This is a genomic window from Candidatus Enterococcus moelleringii, from assembly GCF_017377575.1.
GTDB classification, from domain to species: Bacteria; Bacillota; Bacilli; order Lactobacillales; family Enterococcaceae; genus Enterococcus_A; species Enterococcus_A moelleringii.
Map to the genome: position 1 here is coordinate 47275 of NZ_JAFREM010000031.1, position 14395 is coordinate 61669.

General features: G+C 42.4%; 9 protein-coding genes. 3 read left to right on the forward strand and 6 right to left on the reverse strand.

What is annotated here, in order from left to right:
* Nucleotides 1-3: 3 nt before the first annotated feature.
* Together JZO70_RS18920 and sfsA are read right to left on the reverse strand one after the other, a co-directional pair.
* Complete coding sequence (locus JZO70_RS18920; RefSeq protein ID WP_207675248.1) at nt 4-1005, reverse strand: Gfo/Idh/MocA family protein; 1002 nt, start codon at nt 1003-1005, stop codon at nt 4-6.
* Nucleotides 1006-1019: 14 nt separating this feature from the next.
* Nucleotides 1020-1751: a DNA/RNA nuclease SfsA gene (gene sfsA / locus JZO70_RS18925; protein WP_207675249.1), complete on the reverse strand. Its 732-nt coding sequence runs from the start codon at nt 1749-1751 to the stop codon at nt 1020-1022.
* Between the two features lie 106 nt (nt 1752-1857).
* Here sfsA and JZO70_RS18930 point away from each other — a divergent pair, with 106 nt between their 5' ends.
* A complete protein-coding gene (locus JZO70_RS18930) occupies nt 1858-2208 on the forward strand; it encodes a DUF4828 domain-containing protein (protein WP_207675250.1) in 351 nt (116 codons plus the stop codon).
* 49 nt (nt 2209-2257) lie between these two features.
* On the opposite strand, the gene JZO70_RS18935 is transcribed toward JZO70_RS18930, so the two are convergent.
* Both JZO70_RS18935 and gltB read right to left on the reverse strand, forming a co-directional pair.
* Complete coding sequence (locus tag JZO70_RS18935) at nt 2258-3697, reverse strand: glutamate synthase subunit beta (protein ID WP_207675251.1); 1440 nt, start codon at nt 3695-3697, stop codon at nt 2258-2260.
* A 2-nt stretch (nt 3698-3699) separates the two neighbouring features.
* Entirely contained in the window at nt 3700-8193 is a 4494-nt protein-coding gene (gltB, locus tag JZO70_RS18940) for a glutamate synthase large subunit (protein ID WP_207675252.1), read from the reverse strand.
* A 216-nt stretch (nt 8194-8409) separates the two neighbouring features.
* On the opposite strand from gltB, the gene efaR reads away from it, so the two are divergent.
* Together efaR and zwf are read left to right on the forward strand one after the other, a co-directional pair.
* The gene (efaR, locus tag JZO70_RS18945; protein ID WP_207675253.1) at nt 8410-9057 is read left to right on the forward strand and encodes a transcriptional regulator EfaR; all 648 of its coding nucleotides are present in this window, start codon (nt 8410-8412) and stop codon (nt 9055-9057) included.
* Between the two features lie 15 nt (nt 9058-9072).
* Entirely contained in the window at nt 9073-10584 is a 1512-nt protein-coding gene (gene zwf, locus JZO70_RS18950) for a glucose-6-phosphate dehydrogenase (protein ID WP_207675254.1), read from the forward strand.
* A gap of 48 nt (nt 10585-10632) precedes the next feature.
* On the opposite strand, the gene ileS is transcribed toward zwf, so the two are convergent.
* Entirely contained in the window at nt 10633-13422 is a 2790-nt protein-coding gene (gene ileS / locus JZO70_RS18955) for an isoleucine--tRNA ligase (protein ID WP_207675255.1), read from the reverse strand.
* A 252-nt stretch (nt 13423-13674) separates the two neighbouring features.
* Nucleotides 13675-14385 (reverse strand): DivIVA domain-containing protein, encoded by a 711-nt coding sequence (locus JZO70_RS18960; protein ID WP_207675256.1) that lies wholly within the window; start codon nt 14383-14385, stop codon nt 13675-13677.
* Nucleotides 14386-14395 lie beyond the last annotated feature (10 nt).

The following is a 14395-nucleotide window of genomic DNA, read 5'->3' on the forward strand; positions in this document are numbered from 1 at the left end:
CCTCTATTTCTCATCGGCATCAAAAACGATGCCTGCGCTTTTTCTCATATCATATAATACTTGGTTTACGTTGCGGGCTAATTCTACCCATTCTTCATACAGCAATCCTAAATCACGGTCTTCAGGATTCATCATAACCTTGGCAAAGACTTCCGCTTCTTCAATCATCGGATTTTCTAATTGCTGCACTGGTAATTTTTCACGACGCTTGTGGTTGCGATCGTGGAAAACTGCTTCATCAATGGAGTTGATGGCATTCATTTCCAAGGTTCCGTTGTCTAAATAAATTTCTGCTTTTTGGAAGCTGTCATTAATTTTTCCCGTGCGAATCGACACATCAAAATCATCATAACGCAGAATACCATAGCCTAGGCCATCCACTCCTGTCGAGATCAGCTGGCTGAAATAATGACTCTCTTTAGGCATTCCAAACCAAGCTAGTGCGGCATAAATAGGATAAACACCTAAATCGACTAGCGCCCCGCCAGAAAAATGCGGAGAAAAGATATTTGGCACTTCACCGTCTAGAACCAGGTCATAACGAGAAGAGTATTTGGAAAAACTGAAATCTGCTCCCAAAATACGATCCTTTAGCGGTAAGAAATCAGCCACCGTTTTAAAGGCTTTCTCATGAATGTTTCTAGCTGCTTCAAAGAAAAATACTCGCTTTTCGTTAGCCAATTGAATGATTTCATCCATTTCCTTGGGTGTGGAAAAGGCTGGTTTTTCGACAATTACATTTTTCCCAGCTAAAATGGCCACCTTTGCTTGTTCAAAATGCAAACTGTTAGGAGAAGCAATATAGATTGTATCAAGATGAGCAATATTAAAAAAGGTTGACAGATCCACCGCATATTCAACATCTCCATAGCGTTCGCCAAATTCTTGAGCGGTTTCTAAACGTCTAGAATAGACCGCTGTCAGCTGGTACTTTCCTGTCGCTATCGCTGCTTCGACAAATTGGTGGGTAATCCAATTTGTACCGATAATTCCTAAATTGATCATTCTTATTCCACCTTTCAAAGATTAGGATCGATAAACGGTTGCGTTAAATCAAAAGGTACTTCCCCCAGCAACTCAATCGTTGATTCATCTACTTCACAATTATACGCTAAAATCGTCACGCCGTCTTGCTTGGCTTGTGCAACTGCCTGAAAAAATTCTGGCTGCATCGCCTGATGAATCGTCGCCACTTTGATCTTGGAAAATTGCACAATAAACAACAAATAGCTGTGATAGCCAGCAGCAGTTGCCTCGATCAGCTCTAATACATGTTTTTTTCCTCTCAGGGTAGGCGCATCTGGAAAGGCTCCGATCCCTTGATTTTCCAGCGTTAATCCTTTTACCTCAACAAAACCCTTTTCTCCTTGATCCGTTTCAAAATACATATCAAATTTCGACTTTCCATAACGATATTCCCGTTTCAGATAAATAATTTCTCCCATCAATTTAGGGAGGACAATCTTTTTCTGCAGCAACCCCTCAGCTGCTAAGTCGTTGGGGATTTGGGAATCAATATTGATCCACCTATCACCCTTTTTCACTGCAATCAAATCGTAATCGGTTTTTCTTTTAGGAGAAGGTACATAATCTAAGGCGACCAAAGCTTCCGGCAGCAGCACTTCCTTGCCTCTGCCAGTATTTTTCACATGGACAACCACTGTTTTCCCAGTCTCTACCAAACGACAATGAGCAATAAAACGATTAGGGCGCTCAATAAAATACGCCAATTGAATATTCGAATACTCCATCTTTATCAAATTCCTTTAAAATTATTAAATACTCCTTAAGCCCGATAGTCACCAGGCACTCTTTATTATATAGTAAAATGGAAGATTATTGGGAAGGAGCTTTTTGATGAAAAGAAAATGGCATGTTTTTCTAGGTGCTTCTGTTGTGGCTGGCGCGTTAGGTTTGTTCCTGCGCAAAGAGGAGGCTGTGTCTGAAGATCCCAGCTTGCTTTATGTCGGCTCGTGGTCGTTTTTTCATCCTAAAGAAGCTAAGCATCACGTGCTGACCATTTATCCAGACTTATCCATGAACATTGATGGAAAAGAAATTGCTTATCATTTGGTTGAGCTAACGAAAAATAAACTAACGATTCAAGATCAATTCGGCTATCATTTAATCATTCATACAGAAAATGGTGTTCCAACAACGCTATACGACGAAGCAGATGATGTTTCGTTCCCAATTTCTGGCGTATAAAGAATAAAAATTCTGTTGCAGGTTCTCCCGCAACAGAATTTTTTTGTTTTTATTGATAAACTAATGCTCGTAACATTTGATCGACTGTTTCGGCAGCTTTGCGGCCTTCACGAATCGCCCAAATAACTAAGCTTGGTCCCCGTCTGGCATCACCCGCTACAAAAACATGTTCATTGTCAGTGGTGTAATCATCATAAATCTCATGAACATCAAAACCATCCAACAAACGCTGTTCGGCCCCGGTAAAGCCCATTGCTAACAATACTAAATCAGCTTTTAGCACCATTTCTGTTCCAGCTACCGGCTGGAAGCTTCCATCGACTTGAGTTGTTTCAATTGCAATAACTTGCCCCCGTTCAGCTCCGATGAAGGAAGTGGTTGAAGTACTATAGTAAGTTAGCTGATCTTCATTGGCAGCCAGCCCTTCTTCTTGGCCATAACCTGTCCGGTTAATCATCGGGTATTCCGGCCAAGGATTTGCAGCTGTACGAGACGGCGGCAATTGCGGTGTAATTTCCAACTGTTTCACTGATGCGGCTCCTTGGCGAATAGCTGAACCGATACAATCATTACCAGTATCTCCGCCGCCGATTACAACGACATGTTTGCCTGCTAATTTCTTGCTGGTTGCTTCTTTGCCATGCTTCAGTACATCTTTCGTACATTCAGTTAGATAATCAACTGCAAATTGAACTCCGTGTAATTCACGACCAGGTACTTTCAAGTCCCGCGGCACGCTGGCACCACTTGTGACAAGTACACGGTCGTATTGACTTTGTAATTCTTCACCAGTGATATCCACACCGATTTCGGTACTCAAGATAAATTGAATGCCTACTTCTTCCATCACCTTGATACGACGTTCAACGACATCTTTGTCTAGTTTCATATTCGGAATGCCGTACATTAACAATCCACCAGCACGATCACTGCGTTCATAAACCGTTACGTTATGACCTAATTGGTTTAAGCGCCAAGCGGCGGACAAACCAGCAGGGCCTGAACCCACTACTGCTACTTTGAAATTGGTTCGTTCAACCGGCAAGCCAGTCTCTTTGACCCAATCATTTTCAAAGGCATTATCAATAATAAAGCGCTCATTGTCGTGAATGGTTACTCCAGAGCCGTTCAAGCCTTCAGTACAGGCTTTTTCACAAGGAGCGGGACAAACCCGTCCAGTCATCTCTGGCAGCGGGTTGGTCTTCACTAAACGGTCAAAGGCCTTCTTAAACTCGCCGCGATAAACTAAGTCATTCCATTCAGGAATTAAGTTATCGTTGGGACAGCCGGACACAGCTCGTTTGCCGCCGTAAAAAATACCCGTATGACAGAAAGGAATACCGCAGCTCATACAACGAGCAGCTTGCTCCTGGCGTTCTTCAGCAGTTAGTGGTACTTGTAATTCATTCCAGTCTTGCACTCGTTCTTCGACTGGGCGGTAGGGATTATCTTTGCGGGCATATTTTAGGAAACCAAATGGATCTGCCATGTTTAGCCACGCTCCTTTCCAACAGGTACGGTTTGAACGCCGACTACTTTGTTAAAGGCTTCTTCAACTAAGGCATCCCCGGATAAACCTGTTTTCGCTAATTCTTCGGTTACACGAATCATTTCGTGGTATTCACTTGGGTATACCTTAACAAAATGTTGTTTTTCTTCTTCCCAATTTTCCAAAAGCTTTTCAGCTTTTTGTGAATCAGTAAAGACTAAGTGTTTTTCCAACAATTCCTTCAAAGCGGAATCATCGCCGGTTTCATCCAGCTTGAAGAGTTCTACCATTTCCATGTTGCAGTTGCCTGCAAGTTTGTCTTCAGGATCATAGACATAAGCAACCCCACCAGACATCCCTGCTGCAAAGTTGCGGCCGGTTGAGCCCAGAATAACCGCAATACCACCGGTCATGTATTCACAGCCGTGATCACCGACACCTTCGACAACAACCGTTGCACCACTGTTACGAACACAGAAACGTTCACCAGCACGACCACGGAAGAAAGCTTCTCCTCGATTGGCGCCAAAACAGGCTACGTTACCGACAATTGGTGAATGTTCAACATCATAGGCGGCATCTTCAGGCGGAACAATAATTAAGCGCCCACCACTTAGACCTTTAGCAACATAGTCATTAGCCTCACCAATTAGTTTTAATTCCATCCCTTGGGTGGTAAAGGCCCCGAAGCTTTGTCCGGCGATTCCCCGATAGGTATATTTCAATTGTCCTGGAGTCAGCTCGTAATTGCCAAAACGTTCAGCAATCCAACCACCCATTCGGGCACCAACAGAACGGTTTACGTTGTTAATTGGCTGCTCAATGCGAACAATTTCACCATTTTCAATCGCATTTTCAGCAAAGTGATCCAGCTCTTTCCATTGACGCTTGTCAGTGAAAGGATCGGCGACTTTACGTTCGATACCAACATTGGTTGATAGAATCCGGCTGAAATCAAGAGATTTCGCCTTGCCTTTGGCCACAAAGCGCGGCTGCAGGACATCTGTCTGTCCAACCATTTCGTCGATACTTCTAAAGCCTAATTCGGCCATAATTTCTCGTAAATCTTCAGCAATGAACATCATCGTGTTGATGATATGCTCAGGCTTGCCGACAAAGAATTTGCGCAAGGCTGGATTTTGTGTTGCCACACCAACCGGACAAGTATTCAAGCTGCAGACCCGCATCATGACACAGCCAATTGCTACTAAGGCTAAAGAAGCAAAGCTGTATTCTTCGGCTCCAAGTAAGGTTGCCATGGCAACGTCGCGGCCGGTCATCAGCTTGCCGTCTGTTTCTAAGATCATTCGTTGACGCAAGTTATTCATCGCTAAAGTCTGGTGTGCTTCGGCTAAGCCCATTTCCCATGGCAAACCAGCATCACGGACTGAGTTTCTTGGAGACGCCCCCGTTCCGCCGTCGTAACCAGAAATTACTACTACGTCGGCACCCGCTTTTACTACACCAGTTGCGATCGTGCCAACACCGGTACTAGAAACCAATTTCACATTGATTTTGGCATACGGGTTGATGGTTTTTAAATCGTAAATCAATTGCGCCAAATCTTCAATTGAGTAAATATCGTGATGCGGTGGTGGTGAAATCAAACGTACACCTGGTGTCGATCCGCGGATTTCTGCCACCCAAGGGAATACTTTATTCCCTGGAAGCTGTCCGCCTTCACCTGGTTTTGCGCCCTGCGCCATCTTGATTTGCAGCTCTTCAGCACTCATCAAGTATTCGGCATTCACACCGAAACGACCAGAAGCCACCTGTTTAATTTTACTATTGAAGTTCTTGCCATCTGCACGTGGTTTGAAACGATTGCGGTTTTCTCCGCCCTCACCACTGTTGGATTTTGCGCCAATTGCATTCATGGCTTCGGCGATACATTGATGGGCTTCTTCACTTAATGAACCATAAGACATCGCCCCGACTTTAAATCGCTTCACAATGCTGGAAGCTGGCTCAACTTCAGACAACTTCACTGGTTGACGCTTGCTGGCAAATTCCCACATAGAGCGCAAGGTAGTTGGTTCTTTATCCGCTTCTTCATTCATTTCAGCCGCATAACGTTTGTACAACTCATAATCTCCGGCACGTACTGCCTGTTGGAAATTGTAAATTGTTTTCGGGTTGTATAAATGATGCTCGCCTTCTGCTTTAAACTGGAAGCTTCCGCCTGAAGCTAAGAAATCATTGGCTCTTGAACCATAAGCTAACGTGTAACGATGCAAATACTCTTCTTCGATTTGAGCTAATGACAAGCCGCCAATTCGACTAGCTGTACCAGTAAAGTATTGATCAGTAACTTTTTGACTAATCCCTACGGCTTCAAATAATTGCGCACCATGATAGCCGGCAATCGTTGAAATCCCCATCCGGGACATGACTTTAACGATACCCTTTTCAGCAGCTTTCCGATATTTTTCAAAGCCGTTTTCAACTGAGAAGTCCTGTAAGGTCGCATATGCTCCATATGGATGGATACCGCTAGCGCCGTAGCCGATCAAGGTAGCGAAGTGATGAACCTCGCAAACTTCAGCAGAATCAACCACAATGCTGGCTAATGACGCTTTTCCTTTACGAACTAAGTAATTATGCAGCCCGGAAACAGCTAAAAGAATCGGCATTGCCATTTTCGATTCTTCAGGATTCCGGTCACTTAATACTAAGATTGTCGCTCCTTTATCCACCGCTGCTTCAGCAGTTTTAAACATTTGTTCTAACGCATCTTCTAAACGACTAGTTGTTTCACCCAGTGTATAGAGCGTTGAAACGGTGACTGTCTTTTGATTTTTCGTATTCAATGAAACGATTTTCTGAAAATCTTCTGTATTTAAAACTGGACTTTCAATTTTTAGTTTCTGACAGTTGACAGCAACATCCTTACTGATGTCCCCATCACGACCTAAGAACATTTCTGTTCCGATAACCAGTTGCTCACGGATCGCGTCGATCGGCGGGTTGGTCACCTGCGCAAATTGCTGTTTGAAATACGTAAACAACGACTGCGGTTTTTCACTTAACACAGCTAATGGTGCATCAAAACCCATTGAAATAACCGGCTCTTCGCCATTTTCCGCCATTGGCAGGATCGCACCGCGGATGATTTCATCTGTATAACCGTTTAAACGCCACATTTGTTTCAATTCAGCTTCCGTCATTTTTGTCTCAGTTGAAGCTTTCGTTGTCAGTTGATCTATTTCTAAACGATTTTTTTCCAACCATTTTTGGTATGGATGGCTTTTTGCATATTTTTCTTTGATTTCTTCATTACGATAGAAACGTCCCTTAACTGTATCTACTAAGATCATGTTAGCCGGTCCTAAAACACCTTTTTCAACAATATTGGATGCTTCAAAGTCAACCACACCCGATTCGGAAGCGACTTGTACTAAACCGTCTTTAGTAATTGAGTAACGGGATGGGCGTAAACCGTTACGGTCTAAAGCAGCCCCTACTGTGTCCCCATCAGTGAAGCATAAAGCAGCAGGTCCGTCCCAAGGTGCCATAAAGCTGGCATTGTATTCACTAAAAGCGGTCATTTCTTCCCCAAGACCAGCCTCTTCAGACCAAGCTTCAGGAACCATCATCATTAACGCTTGTGGAATATCACGACCATTACGATACAAATATTCCATACAGTTTTCCAATTTAGCGGAATCCGAATCTTCTTCGTTGTAGACTTCGACGCCATGGCTCTTCATCCAGTTTTCAGCACCGCGTAAGGTATTGATTTCACCATTGTGGGCTAAAAAGCGGAATGGCTGCGCCCGGTCCCAACTTGGGAAGGTATTGGTGGAGAACCGTGAGTGGACCACCGCAATACTCGCTTCAAAATCAGGATCTTGTAAATCTTCATAAAATATGCCGACTTGATACGCATGCAGCATCCCTTTGTAAACAATTGTTTTAGCTGACAAACTGCACAGTGACATTTCATTAGAATGATAGGTCTTTTCCAATTTTCGGCGCATACGATACAAGTGGTCTTCAAACATCCGACCAGCCTTAACATCCATCGGTTTTTTGACAAACAATTGAACAAAGCTTGGCATAACTTGTTGAGCGCCCGGTCCGCAATTTTCAAATTGGAATGGGACATCACGATGCCAGATGACTGGATAACCAGCCGTTTCGATGTCATTGATAATTGCTTGCATTAACCCTAATTTTTGCTTTTCTTCTGTAGGTAAAAAGAACATACCTACTGCATATTCGCCTTTAGCAGGCAGCGTGATCGCTTGTTTCTCCGCTTCACGACGGAAAAAACGATCAGGTAGAGTGATCAAAATTCCGGCACCATCTCCTGTATCCGGCTCTGCTCCAGTTCCACCACGATGATTCATTCTTTCCAGCATTGTTAATGCATGTACAACTAATTCTCTGGATGCATTTCCATACATTTGAGCAATAAAGCCCATACCACATGCGTCCTTCTCAAATGAAGGGCTGTACATGGTTGGGGCTCCAGATAGCGTCTGATTCGACATATTGGCACCATTCCTTTAAATATTTTGACAATTCTCATTTATTTTTAATATATTACCTTGTTTGCCTGCGTTACGCAATACTTCTTAGAAATTTTTTTTCGTTCTGTCAGTCAACCTTAATAATCTCAGAATAAAGAAGTTGAATCAAATGGTAAAAAATCCGATTATTTGATAAACTAATTCTGATATGCGCAAGTCTTGAAAGGATGACTCATTATGACACCAAACCGCGAAGATTATTTAAAATTGATATTAGAGCTAGGCGGCGACAAACAAAAAGTCAGCAACAAACAAATTGTTTCTGGGCTGACCATCTCTGGCGCCTCCGTTAGTGAAATGATATCCAAATTAGTGAAAGAAGGACTAGTTAGTCATTCACCTTATCAAGGAGTACAACTAACTCCGTTAGGTTTAGAAAAAGCAAGTACTCTTGTTCGCAAACACCGACTATGGGAAGTATTTCTTGTGAACCATTTAGGTTTCTCCTGGAATGAAGTCCATGATGACGCTGAGGTGTTAGAACACGTAACCTCTTCACAGCTGGAAAAAAGACTTGATACTTATCTTGAACATCCGAAATACTGTCCTCACGGTGGAATGATTCCCCAAGACGGACAAGTAATTCATGAAAAGGAACGACAAACATTGGTGGATTACCCAGTAGGTACGAATATTCGTATTGCTCGCGTCTTAGACGAAAAGGATCTATTGGATTACCTCGTTAACCTTGAAGTCGAGATTCACGAGGATTTTACTATTACAGATATTGCAGCCTATGAAGGTCCGATTACTTTAACCAATGACCAGAAGACAGTAAGCATCAGCTACAAAGCTGCCAGCACCATATTTGTTGATCAACTATAAGGAGAGTGGAAATACATGGATCAATCAGCATTATTCACGATTTTCGGCGGAACTGGCGATTTAGCAAAAAGAAAGCTATATCCTTCCCTGTTCCGTTTATATAGAAAAGGTAACCTCAAGGAACACTTCGCTGTGATCGGTACAGCTCGCAGACCTTGGAGCGACGAACACTATCGCGGCATTGTCAAAGAAACCATTGCCGAATTACAGCCATCTCCAGCTGAGGCGGAAGAATTCGCTAGTCATTTCTACTATCTTTCTCACGACGTTAATGATACGAAGCATTACGACGAATTGCGAGAGCTGACCCGGAAGCTGGACGAGCAATATCAATTAAAGAACAACCGCGTTTATTACTTGGCCATGGCACCTCAATTTTTCGGTACCATTGTTCAACATTTGCAATCGCAAGGCATTTTGACCGAAGATGGCTTCAACCGTTTGGTCATTGAAAAACCCTTTGGCTTTGATTACGAGTCCGCCAATAAGTTAAATGAACAAATTCGAGCAGTTTTTCCTGAGAAAGATATTTTCCGAATTGATCATTACTTAGGAAAAGAAATGATTCAGAACATCGCAGTGGTACGTTTTGCCAACAATATTTTTGAATCTATGTGGAATAACCGTTACATTGATAACGTTCAAATCACCTTCTCCGAAAGTTTAGGTGTTGAAGACCGTGGCGGCTATTACGAAAACAGTGGCGCCTTAAAAGACATGGTTCAAAACCACATCTTGCAAGTTGTTTCTCTTTTAGCAATGGAAGTACCCGTTTCGTTTTCCGATGAATCGATTCGTTTGGAAAAAGTAAAAGCCTTAGAAGCGATTCGTCGTTATACTAAGGAAGAAGTTGTAGAAAATTTTGTTCGCGGTCAATATGACGCCGGCAGGTTAGATACTAAAGAATTCATTCCTTATCGCAAGGAGCCCAACGTCGCCGAAGATTCAACCACCGAAACATTTGTAGCTGGGAAATTTTTAATCGACAACTTCCGCTGGTCAGGTGTTCCCTTTTATATTCGAACCGGTAAGCGCATGACGGAAAAAGGAACACGGATCAATGTTGTATTCAAACAAGTACCGGTTAATGTCTTCCATTTTGATAACGAAGATGTTTCACCAGAATTAGCCGAAAACGTGTTAACCATTTACATCCAACCAACCGAAGGATTTTCATTAACCCTAAACGGGAAGCAAATTGGACAAGGCTTTAGTCCCGAACCAGTAAAAATGGACTTCCGTCAATCAGCAGAGATTACCGAAAATAGTCCTGAAGCATACGAAAAACTATTGTTGGACGCCTTACGTGGCGATGGCACAAACTTCTCCCATTGGGACGAGGTTGCCAACTCATGGGAAATCGTAGATCGGATTCGCGAAACTTGGGATCAAACAACTCCAGATTTCCCAAATTATGCAGCTGCAACGATGGGACCAAAAGCAGCGTTTGATTTACTTGAGAAAAATGGTCATGAATGGATTTGGCAACCCGATACTTGGTACCGTGAACGAGGAAAATTAGACTAAAAGAAAAGGCAAGTGGATCGTATAGTTGATCCACTCGCCTTATTTTTTTTAGTTTTCGAAGCCTTCTGCTACTGCTTCAGGGTAGTTTTCTTCAACAATTTCAGCACAAGATGCGCATAGAGTTGGTAATTTTTCATCCTGCCCTACAGTTGTGCGAACTTGACGGCAACGATCGCAGACTTCGCCATCTGCTTTTTCGACTAATAAAGCAACGTCGTCAAATTTCATTGCATTATCAGGCGCTTGTTCATCAGAAATACTGAAAGAATCCGGAGAAACAATCAGCAATTGCGGCAAGTTGGCATCAACAGCTGCTAATAAAGTCTTCACTTGCTCATTTGGATAAACTGTCAGTTTCGCTTCCAGAGAACGTCCGATAATTTTTTCGTTACGGGCTGCTTCTAGAGCCTTCAAAACTTTGTCGCGGAAATCCAGGAAGGCTTTCCAAGTATCCACTAATTCTGCCTGATTAGCAAACTCTTGATAGCTTGGCAACTCAGCTAACTGAGCGTATTCCTCTTCTTCTTTCAAGAATGACCAGATTTCTTCAGCTGTATGCGGCAAAATTGGGGTTAATAATTTTGTCAAAGCCACAGCCGCTTGATAGAAGACTGTTTGCATGCAACGACGTTCATAATCATCTTCTGCTTGAATGTAAACAACATCCTTAGCAAAATCTAAATAGAAAGCTGATAAATCAGTGGTTAAGAAGTTAACGATCGTTTTATGGATATGCACGAAATTGTATTTATCGTAGCCTTCATCTCTGACACTTTGGATTACTTGATTCAAGCGTACCATCATGTATTTATCCACTGATCGCATTTCTTCATAGCTGACTGCATCTGTTTCAGGATTAAAATCAGTCGTATTAGCTAATAAGAAACGCATCGTGTTGCGGATTTTACGATAAACTTCAGAGATTTGATTTAGAATATCCATCGAAACACGTACGTCTGATTCATAATCGACGCTGCTTACCCAAAGGCGCAGGATGTCAGCACCCATTTGTTTAATGACTTTATCTGGAACAATAGTATTTCCTAGTGATTTAGACATTTTACGTCCTTCACCATCTAAAGCAAACCCTTGTGATAACACCGCTTTGTAAGGAGCAACTCCATTGATTGCCACACTTGTCGTGATACTTGAGTTAAACCAGCCGCGATATTGGTCAGAACCTTCCAAATACATGTCAGCCGGGAATGTTAATTCAGGCCGTTGACGCAAGACTGCTTCGTGAGAAGAACCAGAATCAAACCAAACATCCATAATGTCGTTTTCTTTGGTAAATTCGCCATTTGGTGAACCAGGATGAGTAAATCCTTCCGGCAGCAAATCTTTCGCTTCTCTCTCGAACCAGACATTTGAGCCGTGTTCAGCAAATAAATTAGCAATATGATCAATCGTTTCTGGTGTAATGATCGCTTCACCATTTTCAGCATAGAAAATCGGTAATGGCACACCCCAAGCACGTTGACGAGAAATAACCCAGTCGCCGCGATCACGAATCATATTGTACAAACGCGTTTTGCCCCAAGGAATAATCCAGTCGACTTTTTCGATTTCGTCCAAGATATTTTGGCGGAATTTATCGATTGAAGCAAACCATTGTGGCGTTGCTCGGTAGATAACCGGTTTTTTCGAACGCCAGTCATGAGGATAGCTATGAGTGAAGAAGTCTAATTTCAATAACTTCCCATTTTCCTTCAGCATATCTGTAATCATAGGGTTCGCTTTATCGTAAAAGATCCCTTCAAAGCCAGGCGCTTCATCCGTGAATACTCCACGGTCATCAACTGGAGATAATACCTCCAAACCGTACTTCTTACCGGCAAAATAGTCGTCTTCCCCATGTCCAGGAGCAGTATGAACCAAACCAGTACCGGCTTCTAACGTAACATGGTCTCCTAAGATTACTAGTGACTCACGGTCATAGAATGGATGAGTTGCTGTCATGTATTCTAAATCAGTACCTTTAAGCTCTTTTAGTACACTGACTTCTTCCCAGCCAATTTCTTTTTGAACAGTTTCAATTAAATCTTTCGCAACCACGTATTTTGCACCGTCAGCTTCCACTAAAGCATAAACGTAGCTAGGATTAGCTGCAATCCCTTGGTTCGCAGGTAAGGTCCAAGGAGTGGTCGTCCAGATAATAAATGACGTATCTGTATCTAATAACCCTTTACCGTCTTTTACTGGAAAAGCCACATAAATTGAAGCAGATTTTACATCTTTATATTCAATTTCAGCCTCAGCTAAAGATGATTCACTTGAAGGTGACCAGTAAATAGGTTTCAATCCTTTGTAAATATAGCCCTTTTCAGCCATTTTACCAAATACACGAATCTCAGCAGCTTCGTAATCTGGTGTCAATGTGATGTAAGGATTTTCCCAATCACCTGCAACGCCTAAACGTTTGAAATCTTCACGTTGAGTGTCAACTTGCGTCAACGCATATTCATAACATTTTTGGCGGTATTCAGCCATCGTCATTTCTTTACGTTTGATCCCTTTGTTCGTCAAAACCTGCTCGATTGGCAAACCATGGGTATCCCAACCAGGAACGTATGGTGCCCGGAATCCTGACATCGATTTTGAACGAATAATAATATCTTTACTGATTTTGTTTAAGGCATGTCCGATATGGATATTTCCATTGGCATAAGGAGGTCCATCATGTAAAACGAAGGTTGGTTTGCCTTCATTGATTTCTTGGCGTTTCTCATATACTTTATTTTCTTCCCAGTCTTTCTCCCATTGGCCTTCGCGATTAGGCAAATTGCCGCGCATGGGGAAAGCCGTTTTTCCTAATAGCAGGGTTTCTTTCATTTTCACGCTACTTCGACTTCCTTTCCTAAATATAAACATAAAAAAAGACAAGTGCATCCCGCAAAGGGACGAACTTGTCGTGGTACCACCCAGATTTGAAATCATACTGATTTCCTCTTCATCGATAACGAGATGAATCGTTACAGGCTACTTTACCATTCACCTGTAAAATTAAACTAGAGGATCTCTCTCATTAGAGGGTCTGCCACACTTCCACCGTCAGTGACTCGCTAAAAGAATCTAATCAGCTTTTCTGTTCTAGTTTTCGTCTGTTTGATCTGTTTTAATCAACTCAGGAATATCAATGGTTAATCCCATATCATCATGAGCTGCGTCAACGCTTGACTCACCTGAGTGTACTGTAAAGCCCGGATCATTGTCAAGCTCTTCAGCTAAGACTTCCTTAATAAGGTCATTGCTGTCACTCACGTAAGCAGTCATCGGTTTTAGAATTTCTTCCCAATCGCCGCTCTTAGCTTGATCTAATTGTGTTTCTAACAGCAATAGTAATTGTTGATGGAAGGTACGAGTTTTCTTCTTCAAGTCATTCGTTTCAGCCGCTAATTCACGAGCTTGGCTTGTGGCATCGCTTAAAATTTCTCTAGCTCTTTCTTCCGCAGTTGAAGTCAACAAGTGAGCTTTCTTCTCAGCATTGGTAATCAATTCGTCTGCTCTATTTTGAGCGGAGGTCACGATTACTTCTGATTCCTTGCTGGCAGACGATTTCACTTTATCCGCAGTATCTTGAGCAACAACGATTGATTGATTCAATGCTTCCTTCAGTTCGTTAAAGTACTCTAATTTTTCTTCAGCATGTTTTAATGCTTTTTCAAGTTCGCGATTTTTCGCGATGCTGTCTTCATAATCGCGAACGATCATATCTAAAAAGTCATCAACTTCGTCTTGATTATACCCACGCATTTTGGTAGAGAAACTTTTGTTTTGAATATCTAGTGGAGTTAAAGCCATTCATGTCACC

Excerpts from the sequence above, each read along its gene's own strand:
- zwf (WP_207675254.1), top strand. The coding sequence starts at position 9,073 with ATGGATCAATCAGCATTATTCACGATTTTCGGCGGAACTGGCGATTTA.
- JZO70_RS18930 (WP_207675250.1), top strand. The coding sequence starts at position 1,858 with ATGAAAAGAAAATGGCATGTTTTTCTAGGTGCTTCTGTTGTGGCTGGC.
- sfsA (WP_207675249.1), bottom strand. The coding sequence starts at position 1,751 with ATGGAGTATTCGAATATTCAATTGGCGTATTTTATTGAGCGCCCTAAT.
- efaR (WP_207675253.1), top strand. The coding sequence starts at position 8,410 with ATGACACCAAACCGCGAAGATTATTTAAAATTGATATTAGAGCTAGGC.
- JZO70_RS18920 (WP_207675248.1), bottom strand. The coding sequence starts at position 1,005 with ATGATCAATTTAGGAATTATCGGTACAAATTGGATTACCCACCAATTT.
- gltB (WP_207675252.1), bottom strand. The coding sequence starts at position 8,193 with ATGTCGAATCAGACGCTATCTGGAGCCCCAACCATGTACAGCCCTTCA.
- JZO70_RS18935 (WP_207675251.1), bottom strand. The coding sequence starts at position 3,697 with ATGGCAGATCCATTTGGTTTCCTAAAATATGCCCGCAAAGATAATCCC.
- JZO70_RS18960 (WP_207675256.1), bottom strand. The coding sequence starts at position 14,385 with ATGGCTTTAACTCCACTAGATATTCAAAACAAAAGTTTCTCTACCAAA.